At 61.8% G+C, this 20,090-nt stretch carries 21 protein-coding genes; 11 read left to right on the top strand and 10 right to left on the bottom strand.

Annotated elements, in window-relative coordinates:
- Positions 1–26: 26 nt before the first annotated feature.
- Positions 27–275: a hypothetical protein gene (locus QWE_RS10090; RefSeq protein WP_006726012.1), complete on the top strand. Its 249-nt coding sequence runs from the start codon at positions 27–29 to the stop codon at positions 273–275.
- Positions 276–352: 77 nt separating this feature from the next.
- Here QWE_RS10090 and QWE_RS10085 read toward each other — a convergent pair whose 3' ends face one another.
- A complete protein-coding gene (locus QWE_RS10085) occupies positions 353–817 on the bottom strand; it encodes an Lrp/AsnC family transcriptional regulator (RefSeq protein WP_006726011.1) in 465 nt (154 codons plus the stop codon).
- Between the two features lie 164 nt (positions 818–981).
- On the opposite strand from QWE_RS10085, the gene QWE_RS10080 reads away from it, so the two are divergent.
- A complete protein-coding gene (locus QWE_RS10080) occupies positions 982–1,695 on the top strand; it encodes an aspartate/glutamate racemase family protein (protein WP_006726010.1) in 714 nt (237 codons plus the stop codon).
- 16 nt (positions 1,696–1,711) lie between these two features.
- Here the strand turns inward: QWE_RS10080 and QWE_RS10075 are convergent, their stop codons facing one another.
- On the bottom strand, positions 1,712–2,464 hold the full coding sequence (locus QWE_RS10075) for a pyridoxine 5'-phosphate synthase (RefSeq protein ID WP_006726009.1): 753 nt from the start codon (positions 2,462–2,464) through the stop codon (positions 1,712–1,714).
- Between the two features lie 254 nt (positions 2,465–2,718).
- Here QWE_RS10075 and QWE_RS10070 point away from each other — a divergent pair, with 254 nt between their 5' ends.
- The 3 genes from QWE_RS10070 to QWE_RS10060 all read left to right on the top strand — a co-directional run bounded on the left by QWE_RS10070 (position 2,719) and on the right by QWE_RS10060 (position 5,184).
- The gene (locus tag QWE_RS10070; RefSeq protein ID WP_006726008.1) at positions 2,719–3,696 is read left to right on the top strand and encodes a hypothetical protein; all 978 of its coding nucleotides are present in this window, start codon (positions 2,719–2,721) and stop codon (positions 3,694–3,696) included.
- A gap of 180 nt (positions 3,697–3,876) precedes the next feature.
- Complete coding sequence (locus QWE_RS10065; protein WP_006726007.1) at positions 3,877–4,563, top strand: MerR family transcriptional regulator; 687 nt, start codon at positions 3,877–3,879, stop codon at positions 4,561–4,563.
- A 108-nt stretch (positions 4,564–4,671) separates the two neighbouring features.
- Positions 4,672–5,184, top strand: a complete 513-nt coding sequence (locus QWE_RS10060) for a DUF4405 domain-containing protein (protein WP_006726006.1) — start codon at positions 4,672–4,674, stop codon at positions 5,182–5,184.
- Positions 5,185–5,197: 13 nt separating this feature from the next.
- Here the strand turns inward: QWE_RS10060 and QWE_RS10055 are convergent, their stop codons facing one another.
- The 5 genes from QWE_RS10055 to QWE_RS10035 form a co-directional block, all read right to left on the bottom strand.
- Positions 5,198–6,328, bottom strand: a complete 1,131-nt coding sequence (locus QWE_RS10055; RefSeq protein ID WP_006726005.1) for an ATP-dependent DNA helicase — start codon at positions 6,326–6,328, stop codon at positions 5,198–5,200.
- Between the two features lie 73 nt (positions 6,329–6,401).
- A complete protein-coding gene (locus QWE_RS10050) occupies positions 6,402–6,776 on the bottom strand; it encodes a nitrile hydratase accessory protein (protein ID WP_040299931.1) in 375 nt (124 codons plus the stop codon).
- Positions 6,763–7,422, bottom strand: coding sequence for a nitrile hydratase subunit beta (nthB, locus tag QWE_RS10045; RefSeq protein ID WP_006726003.1), 660 nt, complete (start codon positions 7,420–7,422; stop codon positions 6,763–6,765). Before nthB ends, QWE_RS10050 begins: the two co-directional genes overlap by 14 nt.
- Positions 7,419–8,069, bottom strand: coding sequence for a nitrile hydratase subunit alpha (gene nthA, locus QWE_RS10040; protein WP_006726002.1), 651 nt, complete (start codon positions 8,067–8,069; stop codon positions 7,419–7,421). Before nthA ends, nthB begins: the two co-directional genes overlap by 4 nt.
- 9 nt (positions 8,070–8,078) lie before the next feature.
- Positions 8,079–8,672 (bottom strand): LysE family translocator, encoded by a 594-nt coding sequence (locus QWE_RS10035; RefSeq protein ID WP_006726001.1) that lies wholly within the window; start codon positions 8,670–8,672, stop codon positions 8,079–8,081.
- A gap of 156 nt (positions 8,673–8,828) precedes the next feature.
- Between QWE_RS10035 and QWE_RS10030 the strand changes: the two genes are divergently transcribed.
- Both QWE_RS10030 and QWE_RS25895 read left to right on the top strand, forming a co-directional pair.
- Positions 8,829–9,674, top strand: a complete 846-nt coding sequence (locus tag QWE_RS10030; protein ID WP_006726000.1) for an aldo/keto reductase — start codon at positions 8,829–8,831, stop codon at positions 9,672–9,674.
- Positions 9,675–9,835: 161 nt separating this feature from the next.
- On the top strand, positions 9,836–10,372 hold the full coding sequence (locus QWE_RS25895; protein ID WP_006725999.1) for a metalloregulator ArsR/SmtB family transcription factor: 537 nt from the start codon (positions 9,836–9,838) through the stop codon (positions 10,370–10,372).
- Positions 10,373–10,442: 70 nt separating this feature from the next.
- Here QWE_RS25895 and ilvN read toward each other — a convergent pair whose 3' ends face one another.
- A complete protein-coding gene (gene ilvN / locus QWE_RS10020) occupies positions 10,443–11,015 on the bottom strand; it encodes an acetolactate synthase small subunit (protein ID WP_006725998.1) in 573 nt (190 codons plus the stop codon).
- Positions 11,016–11,032: 17 nt separating this feature from the next.
- Complete coding sequence (locus tag QWE_RS10015; RefSeq protein WP_040299929.1) at positions 11,033–12,811, bottom strand: acetolactate synthase 3 large subunit; 1,779 nt, start codon at positions 12,809–12,811, stop codon at positions 11,033–11,035.
- 345 nt (positions 12,812–13,156) lie between these two features.
- Here QWE_RS10015 and QWE_RS10010 point away from each other — a divergent pair, with 345 nt between their 5' ends.
- Positions 13,157–15,286 (top strand): ATP-binding protein, encoded by a 2,130-nt coding sequence (locus QWE_RS10010; RefSeq protein ID WP_040299975.1) that lies wholly within the window; start codon positions 13,157–13,159, stop codon positions 15,284–15,286.
- 3 nt (positions 15,287–15,289) lie between these two features.
- Here the strand turns inward: QWE_RS10010 and miaA are convergent, their stop codons facing one another.
- Complete coding sequence (gene miaA / locus QWE_RS10005; protein ID WP_006725995.1) at positions 15,290–16,204, bottom strand: tRNA (adenosine(37)-N6)-dimethylallyltransferase MiaA; 915 nt, start codon at positions 16,202–16,204, stop codon at positions 15,290–15,292.
- Between miaA and serB the strand changes: the two genes are divergently transcribed.
- From serB to QWE_RS09990, 3 genes are read left to right on the top strand one after another with little or no spacing between them, the layout of a single operon-like run.
- Positions 16,203–17,093 (top strand): phosphoserine phosphatase SerB, encoded by an 891-nt coding sequence (gene serB, locus QWE_RS10000; RefSeq protein ID WP_006725994.1) that lies wholly within the window; start codon positions 16,203–16,205, stop codon positions 17,091–17,093. The two genes, miaA and serB, sit on opposite strands and share 2 nt — an antisense overlap.
- Before the next feature lie 9 nt (positions 17,094–17,102).
- Positions 17,103–17,657 carry a GNAT family N-acetyltransferase gene (locus QWE_RS09995; RefSeq protein ID WP_006725993.1) on the top strand — a complete coding sequence of 185 codons (555 nt, stop codon included), beginning with the start codon at positions 17,103–17,105 and terminating at the stop codon, positions 17,655–17,657.
- Positions 17,658–17,714: 57 nt separating this feature from the next.
- Positions 17,715–20,090, top strand: coding sequence for a putative bifunctional diguanylate cyclase/phosphodiesterase (locus tag QWE_RS09990; RefSeq protein ID WP_006725992.1), 2,376 nt, complete (start codon positions 17,715–17,717; stop codon positions 20,088–20,090).

Here is a 20,090-nt window from a genome sequence, read left to right as displayed (position 1 = left end):
CCCCACGCTACACAAGGAATACGACCATGAAGACCATCATTTCTGCAGCCCTCATTTCCCTCGCAGCCGGTTCGGCAGCCTTCGCTTCCGTCCAGCCGATCCCGGGCTCGATCACCTATGAGAACGCCAATGTTCAGCTGGAAAAGGCACCCGCCGGTTCGACCTTCTTCCACACATTCTCGGACGGCAGTGGTCGTGACGTCAACGAAGTCTACAAGGTCAATGCCGACAAGACGGTGACCCTCGTCAACCGCACGGTTTCCAACGCTTCCTGAATCAAGGGTGCGTGGTGGGCCTCGGGGCTTCGGTCCCGGGGCCTTTTTTTTGCGTTCGACCCTTGATGGAGGCTCGATTATCGGGCGTAGTCCACCGGTACGGCCAAACCCTGTTTCAGGGTTTCCATCGAGATCGAGGCCGAGACATCGAAGAGCTCGACCCGTTTGACAAGCCGTCGATAGACGACGTCGTAATGCTCGACCCGCGGCAGGACCAGCTTCAGAATATAGTCGTAATGCCCCGTCAGCCGATGAGCCTCGACGATCTCCGGGATATCGCTGATGGCTTTGCGAAACGCCTCGATCCAGTCGTCGGCATGGTGTGCGGTCTTCACCAGCGCATAGACGGTCGTCGGCACACCGATCTTCTCGCGATCCAGAACGACGATGCGACGCGCGATGAAGCCCTGTTCTTCGAGCTTCTGGATCCGCCTCGAGCAGGCAGACGTTGACAAGGCCACGCGCTCAGCGAGATCCGCAACCGCAATGCTCGAATCCTGCTGCAGCAGATCAAGAATCTTCCTGTCTCTTTCGTCGATCACGCCACATCTCCCCGGCCCAAGCGCCTGAACGCGCAAACAATCTGCGCAATCTCCTCATATCCCGCTAACTGTCATGCGCCAAGGGCTGTTCTCGATCCCATCATTGCAACCCAATTGCGCCGGGTTCGCATCATCATCTTCGCATCAAATGACGGAGACGACAGATGAAGACGATTGGCTTGATTGGCGGGATGAGTTTCGAAAGTTCGGCGGTCTATTATCGCCAGGTCAACGAGGCCGTTCGCGCCCGTCTCGGGGGCCTCACTTCGGCAGAGGTCCTGATGCATTCGGTCAACTTTGCGGAGATCGTGGCACTGCAGAAGGCCGGCCGCTGGGACCTTGCCGCGAAGCGTCTGGGCGACGTCGCAACTGGCCTGGAAAAGGCAGGCGCCGACTGCGTTCTCATCTGCACCAACACCATGCATCTCGTCGCCGACGAGGTGCAGGCCAGGATCGACGTACCGCTCATCAACATCATCGATGAAACCGCCCATGCTCTGAAGGCCGGCGGCGCCAAACACCCGCTGCTGCTCGCGACCCGCTACACGATGGAACAGCCGTTTTACGCCGAGCGCATGAAGCGCCATGGCATCGAGATCATGGTGCCGGATGCCGAAGGGCGGACCGTTACCCATGACGTCATCTTCGAAGAGCTTTGCGCAGGCCGCGTTCTGGATGCATCGCGCGGCAAACTGAACGCGATCATCGAACAGGCCAAGGCGGAGGGTGCCGACAGCGTCATTCTTGGCTGCACGGAGATTTGCCTCATCCTCGACCCGACCATGCTTCAGCTGCCCGGCTACGACTCGACGACGATCCATGCCGAAGCGGCCGTAACCTTCGCACTGGAAGGCAATCGCGACATGCGGGCTGCCTGATAAAACTAGCCGTCGCTCAGATCGTCTGGCCACAGGCGCGGCAGAAGCGCCGGACGGTTTCGGCCATCCCGTATTCGAGGGCATCGGCGGTCAGGCCGTGACCGATCGAGACTTCGGCAAGATGCGGGATGCGCTTCACCAGGAGCGGCAGGTTGGCCACCGTCAGGTCGTGCCCGGCATTGACGTCGAGCCCTTGGGCGCGGGCGGCATCGGCCGTCAGCCCGAGCAGTTCGACCTGACGCAGAGCCTCGTCCGGATTGTCGTAACAACCGCCATAGGAACCGGTATAGAGCTCGACGCGCTCGGCACCGGTCGCCTTGGCCAGCGCCATCGGTTCGGAGCGTCCATCGCCATCGACGAAGAGCGACACCCGCATGCCCTTGGCGCGAAGCCGTGACACGACACGCTTGAGAAAATCCTGATGCGCGACGAGGTCCCAGCCATGGTCGGACGTCGCCTGCGACGGGTCATCGGGGACCAGCGTGACCTGCTCGGGCTCAGTCACCTCGCAAAGCGCCAGGAAATCCTCGCTCGGATAGCCCTCGATGTTGAACTCGGCCGTCGGGTATTCGTCGTCGATCAGTGCCCGCAGCACCGGCAGATCGCTGAAGCGGATGTGCCGCTGATCCGGGCGCGGATGCACCGTCAGGCCGCTGGCACCGGCAGCCAGGGCAATGCGGCCCAGGTGGGCAACGCTGGGCCAGGGCAGATCCCGGCGGTTGCGAAGCATGGCAATGGCATTGAGGTTGACGGAGAGCTTGGCAGGCATGGCAGCATGATCCGGCGATGAAGAGGTCTGGGGCATCCTTACGGCATCGGGTTATCGAAGGCCAACGAGAATCGCAAATGCTCCGATGCGGGAAATTGATGAATGGCAACCGCGCTCACCCCCTAGACTTTAAGGTATTGACGCCTAGCCCCCATCCTTTAGTCAGATCTCGATTGTGACGGATCGCACAAATACGCACAGTCGGATAACGGCGCAGGCGTCCCCTGAAGCGGCCTGGAGCGGTTGGAGCAAGCATGTTGACGGAAACCGGTATCGATAGCGGGCAGGTTTCGGAGGCTCTGCAGCGGGTGTTGCGGAGCAGGACATTCGCACGCTCCGAAAGGCTGCGCTCCTTCCTCAAATTCATCGTCGAGATGGAGCAGCTTGGCCTGTCTCACCAACTGAAGGGCTACACGATCGGCATCGACGTGTTCAGCCGCAACCATGGTTTCGATCCGGGCACCGATCCGCTGGTCCGGGTCCAGGCCGGCAAGCTGCGCAAGTTGTTGAACCAGTTCTATGCCGACGAAGGACGCGATGATCCCTTGCGCATTCGCATTCCGCTCGGCGGTTATGTTCCGGTCTATGACCGCGTCGCATCGTCAGCCGACATCAGCCACGGGCGTGACCTCGACCTGATCGAGACTACCTTCGCCGAGGTCGAAAACCCCGCCCTCGCCGGCGACAGGGCCTCGCTTCCACGGCTCTTTATCCGCCGTCCCGACGGCGACGATCTGATCGCCTCGATCTTCGTCAATGCGACAAGGCTCTGGAGCACAAGGCTCTGGGCGGTCTGCATCGCTGGCCCGAATGAAAAACCCAGTTTCGAAGGCGGAGCACCGCATCCCCTCCATTTCGAATTGAAGGCGCACTGCCTCGGCACCACGCTCAAGCTCGGCCTTCGCCATCTCCGCTCCGGCAGCGAAGTGCCGATCAGCATGAGCGTCTGCGAGACCGACGGCGACAGCCTGGAAATCGGCGCCTTCGCCAACGGTTTTGCCGGCGCGAACCTGACGCTTCCCGGTTCGATCTATCGCTTCTGCCACAAGAACGAACTGTCGACGGGCCAGATGAAGTGCCTGGACGCAACCTATCGCTACACGCTGGAGCGCACCGACGAGACCTATATCAGTGCGCGTCGCTCCCAGCAGCAATGGGCCGGCCTCGCGCAGAGCAGCGAGATCATCACAGAGATGACGAGGCTGATCGCCCTGTCTTCCCCGCTCCGCTGAACTGTGCTGCCCCACCAAGAGGGGCAAGGCTCCGCTTTCGAAAACTTACTTCACGTATTTCCAATATACTATAGTCTTCAGTGAGACGACGATTCTCCGCGCCGCCAGACGAGCGGAAAACCAGGAGGGAGCGAACTATCGGCTTGAGCAGACGCGTTGGCAATGAACATGGAGGGGTACATGCCGCACGGAACACATCATCTGCAACCGATCACCAGCGTATCCGGTCAGACTGGCACGGCATTATTCTTCCCGGACCTTGTCCAGACGAGAACCCCGCCAAAGGAGCCGGTCGCGATTGCCGAAATGGCGGAATTCTTCGGCGTCACCCACCGAACACTGCATTTCTACGAGGAAAAGGGCCTTCTCACCGCGCGGCGCATGGGCCTCATGCGTGTGTACGGGCGTGACGAAATCGCCCGAATGGCTCTGATCAATGTCTGCCGCGAAGTCGGCATGTCGGTTTCAGTCATCCAGGACCTGTTCGAGACGCTTGCAACCGCCAGCTCGACGAGCGAAGCCAATCTGATCCTGGAGGAAACCCTGCTCGCCCGCCGCCGTGAGCTGGCCTCCAATCTTTCGACGATCCATCGACAGCTCCAGCAACTGAACGCCCTCCTCGATCACGAAGAGGCCGAGACCGGACAGCTGAACACCGAACCGAAGGGGCCGCCCCTCACCGAGACGGAGGCCCGCTGCCTGCAGTTGATGGTCGAAGGCTATACCCCGATCCGGATCGCACGCACGCTCGAACTGAAGACCGAGGAAGTCAGTGCCGTGGAAGCGAGCATCGTCGACAAACTCAACGCCCAGAACCGCTTCCAGGCCGTGGCGAAAGCCGTTCTTCTCGGCATGGTCGCCAATTGAAGACCAGCCCTCATCTCGCGCATCATCAATAGTGGAGGAAGTTTAACGGGACGGCGAAATGCGACAGCGCTAGGAGCGGATATCGTCAACGCCGACCAAGGCCTCCCTATGCCCAACATCTTCTCGCGCTACGCCACGCCCTTCACCACCGGGCTCTTTCTCGTCTCCCTGATCTCGGGCATTGCGCTCTTCTTCCACACCGGGACCGCCGCCTTCCGCGAGATGCATGAATGGCTGAGCATGGTTTTGATCCTGCCCTTCGTCCTGCATGTCTGGAAAAACTGGCGGCCCTTCCTCGCCTATTTCAAGCGGCTGCCGATGGCCCTGTCGCTCGGTGTCTGTCTCGTGGCTGGCCTTGCCTTCGCCTGGCCGGCGATCACCGGAACCGCGACTGGTGCAGCCGGCAATCCGGCTTTCGCCATGATCAACGTGGTGGCTGGCGGCACGCCGGCACAGGTGGCACCGCTACTTGGACGAGGGGAAGCGGATGTGATCGCAGCCCTCAAGCTCGCCGGCTTCACCGTCGCCGACGCCACGACACCGTTATCCGCGATTGCCGCGGCATCGGAGAAGGACACTATGGCGCTGATGGCAACGCTTGCCGCCCTGAAATCGAAGTGATCCCAGGCAACGCTTACCGGACGATGGTAAGCGTCTCCGCGGCACGGGTGACGGCGGTATAGAGCCAGCGCTCGCGGGTATCGCGAAACGCCCAGCTCTCGTCAAAAAGCACGACGTCATTCCACTGCGAGCCCTGCGCCTTATGGACCGTGAGCGCATAGCCGTAGTCGAACTCGTCGTAGCGCTTGCGCGTCGACCAGGGGATCTCGGTGTCGATCTCCTCGAAGGCCGCCTTCAGCAGTTTGATCTTCGCGGCGCCGCGATCCATGTCGTCGTCTTCGGGCTTGATCAGCAGATTGATGCCGGGCTTCACGGTCTCGCGCGACGAAGTCATCACCTGCCAGAGCGAGCCATTGAGCAGGCCCTTGACCTGATCGTTCCTTAGACACACGAGCTTATCGCCAGCCTGGGGATAATCGACGGTAAAGCCTTTGAGCTCGCGCAGGCGCATGTTGTAGCGCCGCCGCGTCTTGTTGGTGCCGACCAGAACCTGATCGGCCCCGAGCACGAGATCCTGCGTCACCTCGTTCTTCGAGATCACCCGTGCGGTATCGCCGTAATCGCCATACATGATCTCCTTGCCCTCGCGGATATGCATCGCGAGCTGGATGATCGGATTGTCGCGCGCTTGGCGATGGATCTCGGTCAAGAGATAATCCGGCTCCTGGTCGGTGAAGAAGCCACCACCAGAGACCGGCGGCAGCTGGCCGGGATCGCCGAGCACCAGGATCGGTGTGCCGAAGCTCATCAGGTCGCGGCCGAGCGCCTCGTCGACCATGGAGCATTCGTCGATGACGATGAGTGCGGCCTTGGCGACCGGGCTCTGGCGGTTGATCGAGAACATCGGCGCGATCGACGTCTTGCCCGTTTCCTCGTCCTCGACAGCCTCCTCGCCGCGCGGGCGATAAATCAACGAATGGATGGTTTTAGCATTCGAGGCGCCCCGCGAGCGCAGAACCTGGGCAGCCTTGCCGGTGAAGGCGGCAAACAAGACATCGCCATCGACATGTTCGGCGAAATGCTTGGCGAGTGTCGTCTTGCCCGTACCGGCATAGCCGAACAGGCGGAAGACCGGGGTTTTCCCCTCCTTCAGCCATTTCGAAACGGCCTTGAGGGCCTCGTCTTGCTGGGGCGCGAATTGCATGACCTAGGTCATGCGCGGATTCGTTGGCCCGATGCAAGGCCAAAGCCGGGAAAGTCAGAACAAATCATGGACATCAGCCCCTGAGCGGATCATTGGCGAGCTCGATCGGCGAACCATGCGGCGTGGCCTCCGCCGCCCGCTGCCAGCTTTCGCGCAAGGCCTCGACGGTGTCGCGATCGGCCAGCCCCTTGCGCTCAAGCAGCCCGGCCAATGCCGCGACCCAGGCATTGAAATAGTCGGATCCGTCAGTCGCCCGCCCCGGTTGATGCACTTCGGCAGACAGGCTCTCCGCCCATTCCGTCCAGCTGAACACGCCACGTGCATGCAGATGCACGGTCATCGCAAAGGCTTGTGCCTGCCACGGCTCGGAAAAGACCGGGTCACCTTCGGGCGAACGCGGCAGGCCGGGCGTTTCAGCGAGATCGGTCACCGTGTCACACTCGCTCAAGATAGCTATCCCAGGCATCGATGGAGACGGTAAGCGTCGGGTCTGCCCCCTCGCCCCAGATCTCGTCCCCGGTAAAGACGACGGTATAGACCCATTGCGGGTTCTCGCCGCTACCATGGGCATTATCATCAGGGAAAACGAAGCCGCCTTGCACTGCCTCCACGACACCCGTCTTTGCGCGGGCATAACGCGGCAGGCGCGTATGACCGGTCGGGTTGAAGTTCTTCGTGCGAACTCTATCCCCCACGGCGAAATTCGGTGCCGCGTCGACGGGCCGATCGCACGGCCCACCACGGGCCAGCACGCCTTCGACCATCTCGGCTTTCAGGACCCGCTTCGGAGCGCGGCCCTGTTCCAGATAATGCCCCGCTGCCAACTCTTCGGCTGTGGCGAAACCATGCCGCTGAAGCAGCATGTCGATACCCCGGATCCAGACCTCGTAATAGCTCGCTGCCAAGTAGCTCGCAGGCGGAATGTTCTCGCGCGCATGGCGGCTCTCGTCGATCGACCAGGCGCCGAAGGCGCCACAGGACAGGGTGATGCCGAGCGCCCGCTTTTCCCAGTCGGCATGGAAATACGGCTCGTCCTTTTCCGGCGCGACCGGACCGAAGCCCATCTGCCCACCGAGATCATGCGGCCCGTTCATCGCGAACCCTCCGGTGAGAGTGCCAGTCCCGTGCCGATCATCGAGTCGCGTGTGACGAGATCGGCGAGTTGCTCTTCGTTGAAGCCATCCGTGCCTGCGGGACGCATGGGGACAACGAGATAACGAAGCTCCGCCGTCGAATCCCAGACGCGAATGCCCGTCGCCTCCGGCAAACTGACGCCAAACTCGGCGAGCACACCGCGCGGATCAATCACCGCCCGCGACCGATAGGCCGGCGCCTTGTACCAGACCGGCGGCAGGCCGAGCACCGACCACGGGTAACAGGAGCACAGCGTGCAGACGACGAGATTGTGGGTGTCGTGCGTGTTGAAGACGGCCCGCATATGCTCGCCCTGTCGGCCCGTATAGCCGAGGCTCGCGATTGCTGCCGTCGCATCGCGCTTCAGCCAATCGGCGAACTCGGGATCGACCCAGGCCTTGGCCACCACCCGCGCGCCATTCATCGGTCCCACCTTCGTCTCATAGGTCTCGACGATGGCGTCGATCGCGGCTGGATCGATCAGGCCCTTCTCGGTCAGCAGGGTCTCAAGCGCCCGCACGCGGGCCTCCATGTCGGAATACCGGTTGTCGTGGTGGTGATCATGCCCGTGATGATGATCGTGATCTTCAGGGTGGTGACCGGACATCGCAGTTTCCTAGTTGAGCATGGGCCAGAGACTGAGCACCAACAGCACGGCCATGGTGATGTTGAACCATTTGAGCCGCACCGGGACCGACAGCCATTCCCGAAGCGCCGAGCCAAACCCGGCCCAGGTGGAAACGCTGGGAACATTGACGGCCGCGAAGACGAGCGCAACGATCCCGACAGTCAGAGCATAATGATTGGGATTCGGATAGACCGCCATGGCGGTTACGGCCATGACCCACGCTTTCGGATTGACCCACTGGAAGGCGGCAGCGCCGAAGAACGTCATCGGTCGCGCCTTAGCCTCCCCCTCGGCCATCGTGCGGGAAGAGCCGATTTTCCAAGCGATCCAGAGAAGATAGAGCCCGCCAGCGACCTTGAGCGCGAGGAAGGCGGGCGGATAGGCTTGGAGCACTGCGCCGAGACCGAGGCCGACCGCGACCAGCAGCGAGAGGAACCCGGCACCAATGCCGAGCATATGCGGAATCGTCCGGCGAAAGCAAAAATTGACCCCCGATGCGAACAGCATCATGTTGTTCGGCCCCGGGGTGATCGAGGTCGCGAAGGCAAAGACCACAAGCGCCAGAAGCGTATCGACCGACATGGATGTTTCTCCCGGATTTTTATGTCAGCCTATCTGTCCTTTGAGCAGACGCCATCACCATTCTTGTTATGGTGACACGAAGGAGAGCGACTTTGTCGCTTGCCTCGCAAGACCACCTCGCTATCCTTCGCGCAACCCGCCCCGAGGAGTATCACCATGCATGACGCCATACCGACTGTCACCTTGCCGGGCGGTGCAGAGGTCCCGAGCCTCGGCTTCGGCACCTGGATGATGGGCGAAGACCGCCCCTCCGAGAAGATGGAAATCGATGCCATCAGGCTTGCACTCGACCTCGGCATGACCGTGATCGACACCGCCGAGATGTATGGCGATGGCGGCGCCGAACGCATCGTCGCCGAAGCGCTGAAGGATCGGCGCGAAGACGCCTTCCTCGTGTCCAAGGTCCTGCCCTGGAATGCGAGTTATGATGGGACGATCAAGGCCTGTCACGCAAGCCTCGACCGACTGGGTACGGATCACCTCGATCTCTATCTCCTGCATTGGCGCGGGGAACATCCGCTCGACGACACGGTGGCGGCGATGGAAGAGCTGCAAACAGCCGGCCGCATCCGCGCCTGGGGCGTCTCGAATTTCGATGTCGAGGACATGGAGGAATTGTTCTCCGTGGCCGACGGCAAGAACTGCGCCGTCAACCAGGTGCTCTACAATCTCTCCCGCCGCGGCATCGAATTCGACCTTCTGCCCTGGTGCCAGGAGCACCAGATTCCGGTCATGGCCTATTCGCCGATTGAGCAGGGACGGATCCTGCACCATCCCGAACTGGTCCACGTCGCCAAGGCCTATCAGGCGACGCCGGCGCAGGTGGCGCTCGCCTTTCTACTCGAGCGTGAGGGCGTCATTCCCATCCCCAAGACCTCGAACTTGCGCCGCCTGCAGGAAAACCGTGACGCCGTCGATCTCGACATCTCCGATGAAGACTGGTCACGTCTGGACGCGGCCTTTCCGCCCCCTGCCCGCAAGATGCCGCTGGAAATGCTGTAGGCGAGAGAAGCTTGGGGCCATATGCTCAGCCGCGCATCGGAAAATCACGATCTATCCACAGCCCCCGCATTTCCAGCGCTTTACGACAGCCCCTCAGGAAATTAGGAGATTGCCTAACTCGCAAATGGCAGCCTCGGAGGCTGCGGCTGACAGAGGGCCTCATGGCAAAGCGCGGAAAAACCGAAATACATCCGGCAATCGACAAGGTGTCCTCCCGGGTCTTCCACGCACTCGCCTCCGATCCCCGCCGCATGATGCTGGTGCATCTGTCGCAATCGACCCTGACCGCCGGCGAGATCGCCGCCCGCTTCGACATGGCCAAACCCTCGATCTCCCAGCACCTATCGATCCTCGAAAATGCCGAACTCATCGAGGGCGAAAAGAAGGGCCAGTACATCCACTACAGTCTTAGACCCGCAACCCTGCGTCACGCACTGACTGCCATGCTGAGCACGACGGACGTCGACGGAGAGACGGCAGGCGCGTTGCCCCCAGAGGAAACGGTAGCGAAGGCCAAAAAGCCCTCGAAGAAGCAGGTCGATTTGACACAAGTCGAAGCAAGCTCTGACAAACCGGAGAAGACTTCGAAGGCAAAGGCCAGCGAGAAACCAGTCAAAGAAAAGCCGAAAAAGGCGGAGGCTGATCTGCCCCCTGCACCGCAGCAAATGGGCCTCCTCGATCTCCTCGGTATGAACTGAAGAGGCAAGGCAACAAAAAAGGGCGACCGCGAGGCCGCCCTTTTCTTCATTTCGGCAATTGCCGAATTCCTTACATGCCCTGCGGACCGCGGTTCATCGCGGCGATGCCGGTGCGGCAGATCTCGTTGAGGCCGAGCGGCTTCATGATCGAGACGAACTGATCGATCTTCGAGGACTTACCTGTGATCTCGAAGATGAAGTGATCGACAGTGGCGTCGACCACCTTGGCCTGGAAGGCATCGGCCAGCCGCAGCGTCTCGGCCCGCATCTCACCGGTCGATACGACCTTCACCAGAGCCACTTCCCGTTCGATCGGGCGCTCCTGGCCGAGATCCTTGGCACGCACTGTCAGATCCAGCACCCGGTGCACCGGAACGATGCGCTCGAGCTGCGCCTTGATCTGCTCGAGCACGCCCGGCGTGCCACGCGTGACGATCGTGATGCGCGACAGATGCGCCTCATGCTCCGTTTCCGAGACCGTCAGGCTCTCGATGTTGTAGCCGCGGCCGGAAAACAGGCCGATGACCCGGGCAAGAACGCCCGGCTCGTTGTCGACGAGCACCGAGAGCGTGTGGCTCTCGATGGCCGAGGTTTCCTTGGCGATGAAATAGGCCGAACCGGTCGGCTGAAGATGAGCGTTCATGATCTTTTTCCTCCCGGTCAGACGAGCTGACGGCCCTTCGCATCGATGGCAGTGGCAACCGCTTCGTCGGTCGCCTCGTCCGGCAGCAGCATCTCGTTGTGTGCCTTGCCCGAGGGAATCATCGGGAAGCAGTTGGCGAGATTGGCAACACGGCAGTCGAAGATGACAGGCTTCTTCACCTCGACCATTTCCTGGATCGCGCCGTCGAGATCGTCGGGCTTTTCGCAACGGATGCCGACCGCGCCATAGGCTTCCGCCAGCTTGACGAAGTCAGGCATGGCTTCCGTATAGGAGCTCGACAGACGGTTGCCGTGCAGCAGCTGCTGCCACTGGCGGACCATGCCCATGTACTGGTTGTTCAGGATGAAGATCTTGACCGGCAGCTCGTACTGGATGGCGCAGGACATTTCCTGAATGCACATCTGGATCGAGGCATCGCCCGCGACATCGATGACGAGCGCATCCGGATGCGCGACCTGAACGCCGATCGCGGCCGGCAGGCCGTAACCCATCGTGCCAAGGCCACCTGAGGTCATCCAGCGGTTCGGCTGTTCGAAGCCGATATACTGGGCCGCCCACATCTGGTGCTGGCCGACTTCCGTCGTGATGTAGGTGTCGCGATGCTTCGTCAGCTCATAAAGCCGCTGCAGCGCATATTGCGGCATGATGACATCCTTGGACGGCGTATAGGCGAAGGAGTTGCGGGCCCGCCACTTGGCGATATCGGCATTCCATTCGGCCGTCTGCGAGGCCTCAGGCTTCTTCGGCAGCGCGCGCCAAGCGCGGACCATGTCTTCGAGGACACGGCCGACATCACCGGTGATCGGCACGTCGACGCGGACATTCTTGTTGATCGACGACGGATCAATGTCGATGTGGATCTTCTTCGAGTTCGGCGAGAATGCGTTGAGGCGGCCGGTGATGCGGTCGTCGAAACGCGCGCCGATGCAGACCATGACGTCACAGTCATGCATCGCCATGTTCGCCTCGTAGGAACCGTGCATGCCGAGCATGCCGAGCCAGTTCTTGCCCGAGGCCGGATAGCAGCCGAGGCCCATCAGCGTCGACGTGATCGGGAAATCGGTGAGCGAGACCAGCTCGCGCAGCAGCTTGGTGGCTTCGGGACCGGAATTGATGACGCCGCCACCCGAATAGATGATCGGCCGACGGGCAGAGGCCATAAGCTCGACAGCAGCCTGGATGGCGCGGGCGTCACCGGTAACCTTCGGCTGGTAGCTCTTCAGCGCCTTGTGCGCATCCGGCGGCGTATAGGTGCCGGTGGCGAACTGGATGTCCTTCGGGATATCGACGAGCACAGGACCCGGACGGCCGGTCTGGGCGATACGGAAGGCTTCGTGGATGATCGAGGCCAGCTGGTTGACGTCCTTGACCAGCCAGTTGTGCTTGGTGCAGGGGCGCGTGATGCCGACGGTGTCGCATTCCTGGAAGGCGTCCGAGCCGATCAGCGAGGTCGGAACCTGGCCGGAGATGCAGACCAGCGGAACGCTGTCCATCAGCGCATCCTGCAGCGGCGTCACCGCATTGGTGGCACCGGGACCCGAGGTGACCAGCATGACGCCGACCTTGCCGGTCGAGCGCGCATAGCCTTCGGCCGCATGGCCCGCACCCTGCTCATGGCGGACGAGAATGTGCTGGATGTCTTCCTGCTGGAAGATTTCGTCATAGATCGGAAGCACGGCCCCACCGGGATAGCCGAAGATATGCTCGACACCGTTATCCTTGAGCGCGCGCAGGACGATCTCGGCGCCAGTCATCTGATTGTCTTTACCCGTCATGCTGTGTTTCCATCTGCCTTCTTGGTTTTGGGGCTGATAACCCGGTTCAGGGCATAAAAAAAGGCTCCTTTGAGGAGCCTGTCATCTAGCGCATGGGTGGCTATCGCCGGATGGTTACACCATCCTGCCCATGCGCCGTCCCACCACGATAAGTGCCACCGAGATTTTCATGGAGCGAAGTGTTAGCCAGAAAGCCCGCAAGCGTCAACGCATCTTTTGCAAATTTCCGCCCTCCGCCGCGAAAGTTTCTTGCGCGACACGCTCTGAAACCTCAACCCCAGGCTAAGGCGTTACACGAAATTTTAAGCGCTCCCCCATAAGCTTGCGCAAGCAGGGAGAATGCGCTTGTTGAACGATGATCTTCACAAGTCCGGCGCAGCCGGAGATCAAGACCGCCGCGATGGCATGCGGCCTGGCAACCGGATGCTCGGACGCGTCGTCGCCTGCAACGGCTCGCGCGCGACGATCGCGGCCGTCGCCGAAGACGGTGGCACGGATCTCACGGAGCTGTGGTCCGTCGGCCGTCTGATCTCGATCACCGTTGGCAAGAACCGCGTCGTCGCCCTCGCCTATTCCATGCAGACGGAAGGCAAGGACTGGGGCGAAGGGGCTGACAACCAGTTTCTCATCGAGGTCGAACTGCTCGGCGAAGTCTATGTTCAGGAAGACGGTCAGGAACTCTTCTCGACCGGCATCTCGCGTTATCCCTATCTTGGCGCCATCGCCCACCGCATTCGTGCAGCCGACCTGTCACGCATCTACGACACGCGGATGAGCGACACCGCCGTGATCGGCAAGCTCACCCAGGACGAATCGATCGACGCGGCCATCCATGTCCCGTCGATGCTGTCGAAGCACTTCGCCGTGGTCGGCTCGACCGGCGTCGGCAAATCGACCGCCGTCTCCCTGCTTCTGCGCAAGGCGATCGAAAGCGATCCGAAGCTGCGCATTCTGATCCTCGATCCGCACAACGAGTTCGCGGCCGCCTTTCCCGAGCTGGCCGTCGTCATCGATACCGACACGCTCGACCTGCCCTTCTGGCTGATGCGCCTGGACGAATTCGCAGAGGTTCTGTTCCGCGGTCGTCCGCCGGTCCCGGAAGAGCTCGACATCCTGCGCGACCTGATGCCCGAAGCCAAACGCGCCTTCCGCGGCAACGAGAGTGCGCTGATGCGGCGCATGGCCGACAAGAGTTCGATGACCGCCGATACGCCGGTCCCTTACCGCATCGCCGACCTGCTCGCGCTCATCGACGAGCGCATCGGACGCCTCGAAGGCCGTGGTGAAAAGCCCTATCTGCGCTCGCTGAAGATGCGCATCATGTCGGCGGTCAACGATCCGCGCTATCACTTCATGTTCTCCAACAACACGATCAGCGACACGATCATGGAGACGATCGCGCATATCTTCCGCATCCCGGGAGACGACCGTCCGATCTCGACCTTCCAGCTTGCCGGCATCCCCTCGGAAGTCGTCAACTCCGTCGCCTCGGTTCTCTGCCGCATGGCATTCGAGCTGGCGCTCTGGTCGAACGGCGCAATCCATATGCTGGTCGTCTGCGAAGAGGCGCACCGCTATGTGCCGGCCGACCCGAGCCTCGGTTTCTTCCCGACGCGCCAGGCCATCGCCCGCATCGCGAAGGAAGGCCGTAAATACGGGGTCTCGTTGGGTGTGATCACCCAGCGCCCGGGCGAGCTCGACCAGACGATCCTGTCGCAGTGCTCGACGCTGTTTGCCATGCGTCTTGCCAACGACCGCGACCAGGAGATCATCCGCTCGGCCATCCCCGACAGTTCGATCTCGACCACCAGCTTCATTTCCTCGATCGGCAATGGCGAAGCCATCGCCTTCGGTGAGGCGATCGCCGTTCCCATGCGTATGCGCTTCACCCGCGTACCGGAATCGGCGCTGCCGAAGGCCAACGGCGTCAACGCCAAACACACCGATGAAACGCCTGACACCGTCGATCTACGCACCATTGTCGGCCGTATGCGGGCCATCGCCGGGCCGGATATCTCAGCCTTCCAGCAAAGCTTCGAGACCGGTTTCGGCGGCACCCCGAGCGCCCCTGATGGAATCTATGACGACGAGGAGTTCGACGACGAAGACGGAGCTTTCGACTCGCTGCGTCCTTCGTTTGCCCCACAGACACCGGCGCGCCCGGCCGCCTCTCCTTTCCCAACGGCATCACCGCCCCCTATGACGCGTCAGCCTTTCGAGGCGCCATTGCAGCGACAGGCATTGCCAGCCTCGGAGACGCCGACGATCGAGCCCTACCGTCCGGACATGCTGCCCCGTCCTGGTATCGACGACGCGCCCCGCCCGCGCATGGAGAGCCCGGCGCCGGCTCACTCAATGGCTGGCGAGCCGCCGCCAGCGACCTTCGGCTCCCAACCCCTGCGCCGTGAGGGCGGCTCATCCTTGCGCGAGAGCATTCTCAAAAAGCCGCTATCGAGCCTCTATAAGCGCGACTAAACGTCAATCGATCCGGAAAACTGCCGGGTCGACCCTCTCCCAGCTTTCATCCATCTGGTTACGGAACCAGGTCATCTGTCGCTTGGCATATTGGCGCGTCGCGGCAGAGGCCCGTTCGATCGCTTCTTGCCGGGTAATCCGCCCCGCCAGCATGTCGGCAATTTGCGCCACGCCGATCGCCTTCATGGCAGGCATCTCCGGCTTCAGGCTAAGCGACAGAAGCGCCTCGACCTCCTCGATCGCCCCCTCGTCCATCATCTGTTGGAAGCGCCTGTTGATCCGGTCGTGCAGCACCGTGCGATCTGGCAGGACCACAAGCTTGCGGGTGCGATCCGGATCGACCAACTGTGGTCCGGACTGCTTCTGATACTCGGCGATCGACCGTCCTGTTGCCCTGAACACCTCGAGTGCCCGCACGATCCTTTGACCATCGCCCGGACTGAGGCGCTGCGCCATCGCCGGATCCACCTCCGCCAATTCCCGATGCAACGCATCGGACCCCTCGGTCTCAAGCCGCTGGCGGATCTCCGTCCGCAGGTCGGCCGGGATCGCGGGCATTTCCGAAAGCCCGCCGGTCAGCGCCTTGAAGTAGAGCCCGGTACCGCCGACGAACACGGGAAGACGGTTCTCGTGCTTCAGTCGCTCCAGCAGCACACCTGCTTCGCGCAACCAGTCGCCGGTCGAATAGGTCTGGCCTACCGGGACATGGCCATAGAGTTCGTGGCGCACCTCTCCCACCTCCGCCGCGCTCGGACGGGCGGTGACGACGCGGAGCGTGTCATAGACCTGCATGCTGTCGGCATTGATGACGACGCCTTCATGGCGGCGGGCAAATTGAAGCGCGAGCGCAGACTTGCCGCTGGCGGTCGGCCCGGTTATCAGGATCGCGTCGTTGTTCTTGTCAGGATCTTCCATCATGGCCTTGGTTGCCACGCTTGTCGCCAATCCGTCAAACCCTGTTCTGAGCCCCGCCCTCGGTGAGAAGGCTGCGGATGCCGTCGCGTCTTCGCGCCTCTACTGGCTGGCCGACGGGATCGCCTGCGACATCCCGCTTCCCGATGGCACCGATCCGATCAAGGCCGAAGGCGCTCTGCGTCAGGTGCTGGCGGGGCAGCCCGTCGACGTCGCGGTCCAGGATGCCGACACTCGCCGTAAGTCCTTCCTGATCGCCGACATGGATTCGACGATGATCGGCCAGGAATGCATCGACGAGCTCGCAGCCGAGGTCGGCCTGAAGGACAAGGTCTCCCAGATCACGGCCCGGGCCATGAACGGCGAGATCGCCTTCGAGCCCGCCCTGCGCGAGCGCGTGGCGCTGTTGAAGGGTTTGCCGATCTCGGTGGTCGGCGAGGTGATCGCCAAGCGCATCACTCTGACCCCGGGCGGCAAGGAACTGATCGCGACGATGAAGGCAAGAGGCGGTTACACCGCGCTTGTTTCCGGTGGCTTCACCGTCTTCACAGGCCCGATCGCCGCGATGCTCGGCTTCGATGAGAACCGCGCCAATATCTTGATCGAAGAAGACGGCGTCCTGACCGGCGAGGTCGCCGAACCGATCCTCGGCAAGCAGGCCAAGGTGGATTCCCTGCTCGACATCACAAACCGCCTCGGCATCAGCCCGAACGAAACGATTGCCGTCGGCGACGGCGCCAATGATCTGGGCATGCTCGGCATCGCCGGCTCCGGTGTCGCTCTGCATGCCAAGCCGGCCGTGGCCGCTGAAGCGAAGATCCGCATCGACCACGGCGACCTCACCGCCCTTCTCTATCTGCAGGGCTACCGCAAGTCGGACTTCGTGACCGCATAAGGGCTGATCATGCTGATCGTCGAGACGAAGCGACTGATCCTGCGCAACTGGCAGGATGAGGATCGCAACCTCTTCTACGAGATCAACCGCGACGAAAAGGTCATGGAGTTCTTCCCGTTCCGCCGCTCCCATGCGGAATGCGACACCCTGTTCGACCGGAACCGGGACATGATCAGTGAAACGGGCCTTGGATTCTACGCGCTCGCCGATCGGACCACAAACGAGGCAATGGGCTTCTGCGGCCTCTCACCCGTGGACTTACCCGGCATCCTGCCCGAGGGAGCAATCGAGATCGGCTGGCGTTTGGCCACCCGCTTCTGGGGCCGCGGCTACGTCACCGAAGCGGCATCCCGCCTGATCGAATACGCACGCACCGACCTACATCTGCAGACAGTCTACGCCTTTGCCGTCGGCGCCAATCATCGGTCGACAGCCGTCATGCAACGGATCGGCATGCAGCGTCTGGCTGGCCAGGATTTCGATCATCCCAAGGTGCCTGACACGCATCCGCACCTGAAGCGGCATGTATTGTTCAGAACTCAGTTCGATTCCACCCCGATCTGAACAAGATGATATTCCTAATTTACGCAGACTTAAAATGTATCTGCTACAAATCGCTGTATGCAGAAGATGTTTTCCGCGCATGTCGCGGCACCGATTGTGAGCCTGTACGACCGCTTTCTGCGTCTTGGTGAAGGCAACCAGACGGAGGAAGAGGCCGAGCGTATCCGTGCGGTACGACTGGCGGTCGTCGGCGCCAGCACGCCTTGGATGATGGCGGCAAACCTCTGCAACGCGATCCTGACAGTCTTCGCCTTTTACGGCAGCCCCTCCGCGACCGAAGTCTATGTGATATGCGGCCTGATCCTGATTGTGGCGGTCTATACGAGCCTTTCCTGGTGGCGCAATCGCAAGCGAGGTATGCGCGAGCGTGCAAGCCTGCGCGGGACAGTTCGCGCGATCATCTATGCCGCGATCCTAAGCGGCTTCTGGGCAGCCCTCGATGTGGCGGCCTATCACATAGCCGACGAAACGCAGCGCATGGTGCTGATCGCCCTCACCGTCGGCATGGCCGGCGGCGGCGGCTTCGCACTGGCGACCATTCCGCCGGCGTCGATCGTCTTCTGCAGCACCGTTGCCGTCGGCGCGGCAATCGCCCTCTCCCGCGATCCGACCATTGTCGGCGCCTACCTCTTCGTCCTCTACCTGATCTTTGCCGCGATCATCATCCGCTCGTCGCTGGCGGTCTGTCGAAGCCTTACGGAGCGCGTCCGGGCCAAACTTGCGGCCGACGAGCAGCGGGACGTCATCAATCTCCTGCTGAACGATTTCGAAGAGAACGCCGCGGACTGGTTGTGGGGCACCGACGAGAAGCTCAACCTCGTTCGTGCCTCCAGCCGCTTCTACGATCAGATGCAGGTGCCGGAAGCCATGGTGATCGGCAAGCCGCTGACCGGGATCATGCCCTTCGCCGAAGTTGGGGTCGAGGGCATGGATTGCAAGGAGAACTTCATTACCTGTCTGGAGGCGCGCCAGTCCTTCCGTGATCAGGACATCTGTGTCGAACTGGGGGGCGAACTGGCGATCTGGTCGCTGACCGCAAAGGCGATCCAGGACGAGACCGGACAGTTCTGCGGCTATCGCGGAGTTGGCCGAGATGTCACCGCAAGCCGTGAAAGCCGGCTGCGGATCGAACACATGGCCCGCCACGATCCGTTGACGGAAGTCGGCAACCGGGTTCTCCTCTCCGAGGATTTCGAGCGCGCAGTGTCGCGTCACGAACGCTTCGGCGATCCGTTCTCCGTCCTGCTGCTGGATCTCGACCGCTTCAAGCATATCAACGACAATTTCGGCCATGCCGGCGGGGACGAACTGCTGCGCTCCATTGCCAGCATTCTGAGCCAGGTGCGCGGCGAGAGCGACACGCTGGCGCGCATTGGCGGTGATGAGTTTGCGATCCTGCATGTGACCGGCGACGATCCGCAGAGCGCCGCGAGCCTCGCCTCCCGCATCATCGAAAGCCTCAGCAAGCCGATCAGCCTTCGCTGCGGCACGGCCCATGTCGGCGTCAGCATCGGCATTGCCTGCGCCCCGATCGATGGCACTGATCCGGACCAGTTGATGCGCAATGCAGATCTTGCCCTCTACCGGGCCAAGACAGACGGACGTAACCGGTACCGCTTCTTCGACAGTTCGCTGGATGCTGCCGCGCGGCGCCGCAATCTGATCGAACAGGAACTCTCGCTCGCCGTCACGCAGGAGAGCCTGACCGTGCACTTCCAGCCCCTGGTCGATGCGCAAAGCCGTCAGGTGGTCTGTGCCGAGGCGCTGTTACGCTGGAACCACCCCACACTCGGCGCGATCAGCCCCGGCGAATTCATTCCGATCGCCGAGGAAACCGGCCAGATCGGCGCCATCGGCAGCTGGGTCCTGCGCCAGGCCTGCAAGCACGCGGTCAACTGGCCGGACCACATCCGCGTCGCCGTCAATCTGTCCTCTCGCCAGTTTCTCAGTCCGGGGCTCCTGCCTCTGGTTGAAGGCGCGCTGAAACAGAACGGTCTTCCCGCCCATCGTCTTGAACTGGAAGTGACGGAAAGTCTGCTGATGGAAAAGGCGATCGGCGTCGAACAAACGCTTGCCTGCCTGTCGCGGCTCGGGCTTCGCATCGCGCTCGACGACTTTGGCACGGGCTTCTCCTCCTTGAGCTACCTTCGCCAGTATCGCTTCGACAAATTGAAGATCGACCAGTCCTTCATTTCGGACCTCGAGACCAATGCCGACAGCCGCGCCATCGTCGACGCCGTGATCCGTCTTGCGCGTGACCTGCGCATGAGCGTTGCTGCAGAAGGGGTCGAAACCAGAGGTCAGTTCGACCTTTTGCGGCAGATGGGCTGCGGCGAAATCCAAGGCTTCCTCGCTGGACGACCGATGCCGGTCGACCAGTTCGAGGAGTATTTGAGACAGAACAGCATCTCGGTCGAGCGGCTTTACGCCTGA

The sequence above is a fragment of the Agrobacterium albertimagni AOL15 genome, from assembly GCF_000300855.1.
GTDB classification, from domain to species: domain Bacteria; phylum Pseudomonadota; class Alphaproteobacteria; order Rhizobiales; family Rhizobiaceae; genus Allorhizobium; species Allorhizobium albertimagni.
The sequence above is the reverse complement of the archived record's forward strand: the minus strand, read 5'-3'. Positions and strand labels throughout refer to the sequence as shown.

Bases quoted from the DNA above. Each gene is read 5' to 3' on its own strand.
- QWE_RS10090 (WP_006726012.1), top strand. From the start codon at position 27: ATGAAGACCATCATTTCTGCAGCCCTCATTTCCCTCGCAGCCGGTTCG.
- QWE_RS10080 (WP_006726010.1), top strand. From the start codon at position 982: ATGAAGACGATTGGCTTGATTGGCGGGATGAGTTTCGAAAGTTCGGCG.
- QWE_RS10075 (WP_006726009.1), bottom strand. From the start codon at position 2,464: ATGCCTGCCAAGCTCTCCGTCAACCTCAATGCCATTGCCATGCTTCGC.
- QWE_RS10070 (WP_006726008.1), top strand. From the start codon at position 2,719: ATGTTGACGGAAACCGGTATCGATAGCGGGCAGGTTTCGGAGGCTCTG.
- QWE_RS10065 (WP_006726007.1), top strand. From the start codon at position 3,877: ATGCCGCACGGAACACATCATCTGCAACCGATCACCAGCGTATCCGGT.
- QWE_RS10060 (WP_006726006.1), top strand. From the start codon at position 4,672: ATGCCCAACATCTTCTCGCGCTACGCCACGCCCTTCACCACCGGGCTC.
- QWE_RS10055 (WP_006726005.1), bottom strand. From the start codon at position 6,328: ATGCAATTCGCGCCCCAGCAAGACGAGGCCCTCAAGGCCGTTTCGAAA.
- nthB (WP_006726003.1), bottom strand. From the start codon at position 7,422: ATGAACGGGCCGCATGATCTCGGTGGGCAGATGGGCTTCGGTCCGGTC.
- nthA (WP_006726002.1), bottom strand. From the start codon at position 8,069: ATGTCCGGTCACCACCCTGAAGATCACGATCATCATCACGGGCATGAT.
- QWE_RS10035 (WP_006726001.1), bottom strand. From the start codon at position 8,672: ATGTCGGTCGATACGCTTCTGGCGCTTGTGGTCTTTGCCTTCGCGACC.
- QWE_RS10030 (WP_006726000.1), top strand. From the start codon at position 8,829: ATGCATGACGCCATACCGACTGTCACCTTGCCGGGCGGTGCAGAGGTC.
- QWE_RS25895 (WP_006725999.1), top strand. From the start codon at position 9,836: ATGGCAAAGCGCGGAAAAACCGAAATACATCCGGCAATCGACAAGGTG.
- ilvN (WP_006725998.1), bottom strand. From the start codon at position 11,015: ATGAACGCTCATCTTCAGCCGACCGGTTCGGCCTATTTCATCGCCAAG.
- QWE_RS10015 (WP_040299929.1), bottom strand. From the start codon at position 12,811: ATGACGGGTAAAGACAATCAGATGACTGGCGCCGAGATCGTCCTGCGC.
- serB (WP_006725994.1), top strand. From the start codon at position 16,203: ATGGCCTTGGTTGCCACGCTTGTCGCCAATCCGTCAAACCCTGTTCTG.
- miaA (WP_006725995.1), bottom strand. From the start codon at position 16,204: ATGATGGAAGATCCTGACAAGAACAACGACGCGATCCTGATAACCGGG.
- QWE_RS09995 (WP_006725993.1), top strand. From the start codon at position 17,103: ATGCTGATCGTCGAGACGAAGCGACTGATCCTGCGCAACTGGCAGGAT.
- QWE_RS09990 (WP_006725992.1), top strand. From the start codon at position 17,715: ATGCAGAAGATGTTTTCCGCGCATGTCGCGGCACCGATTGTGAGCCTG.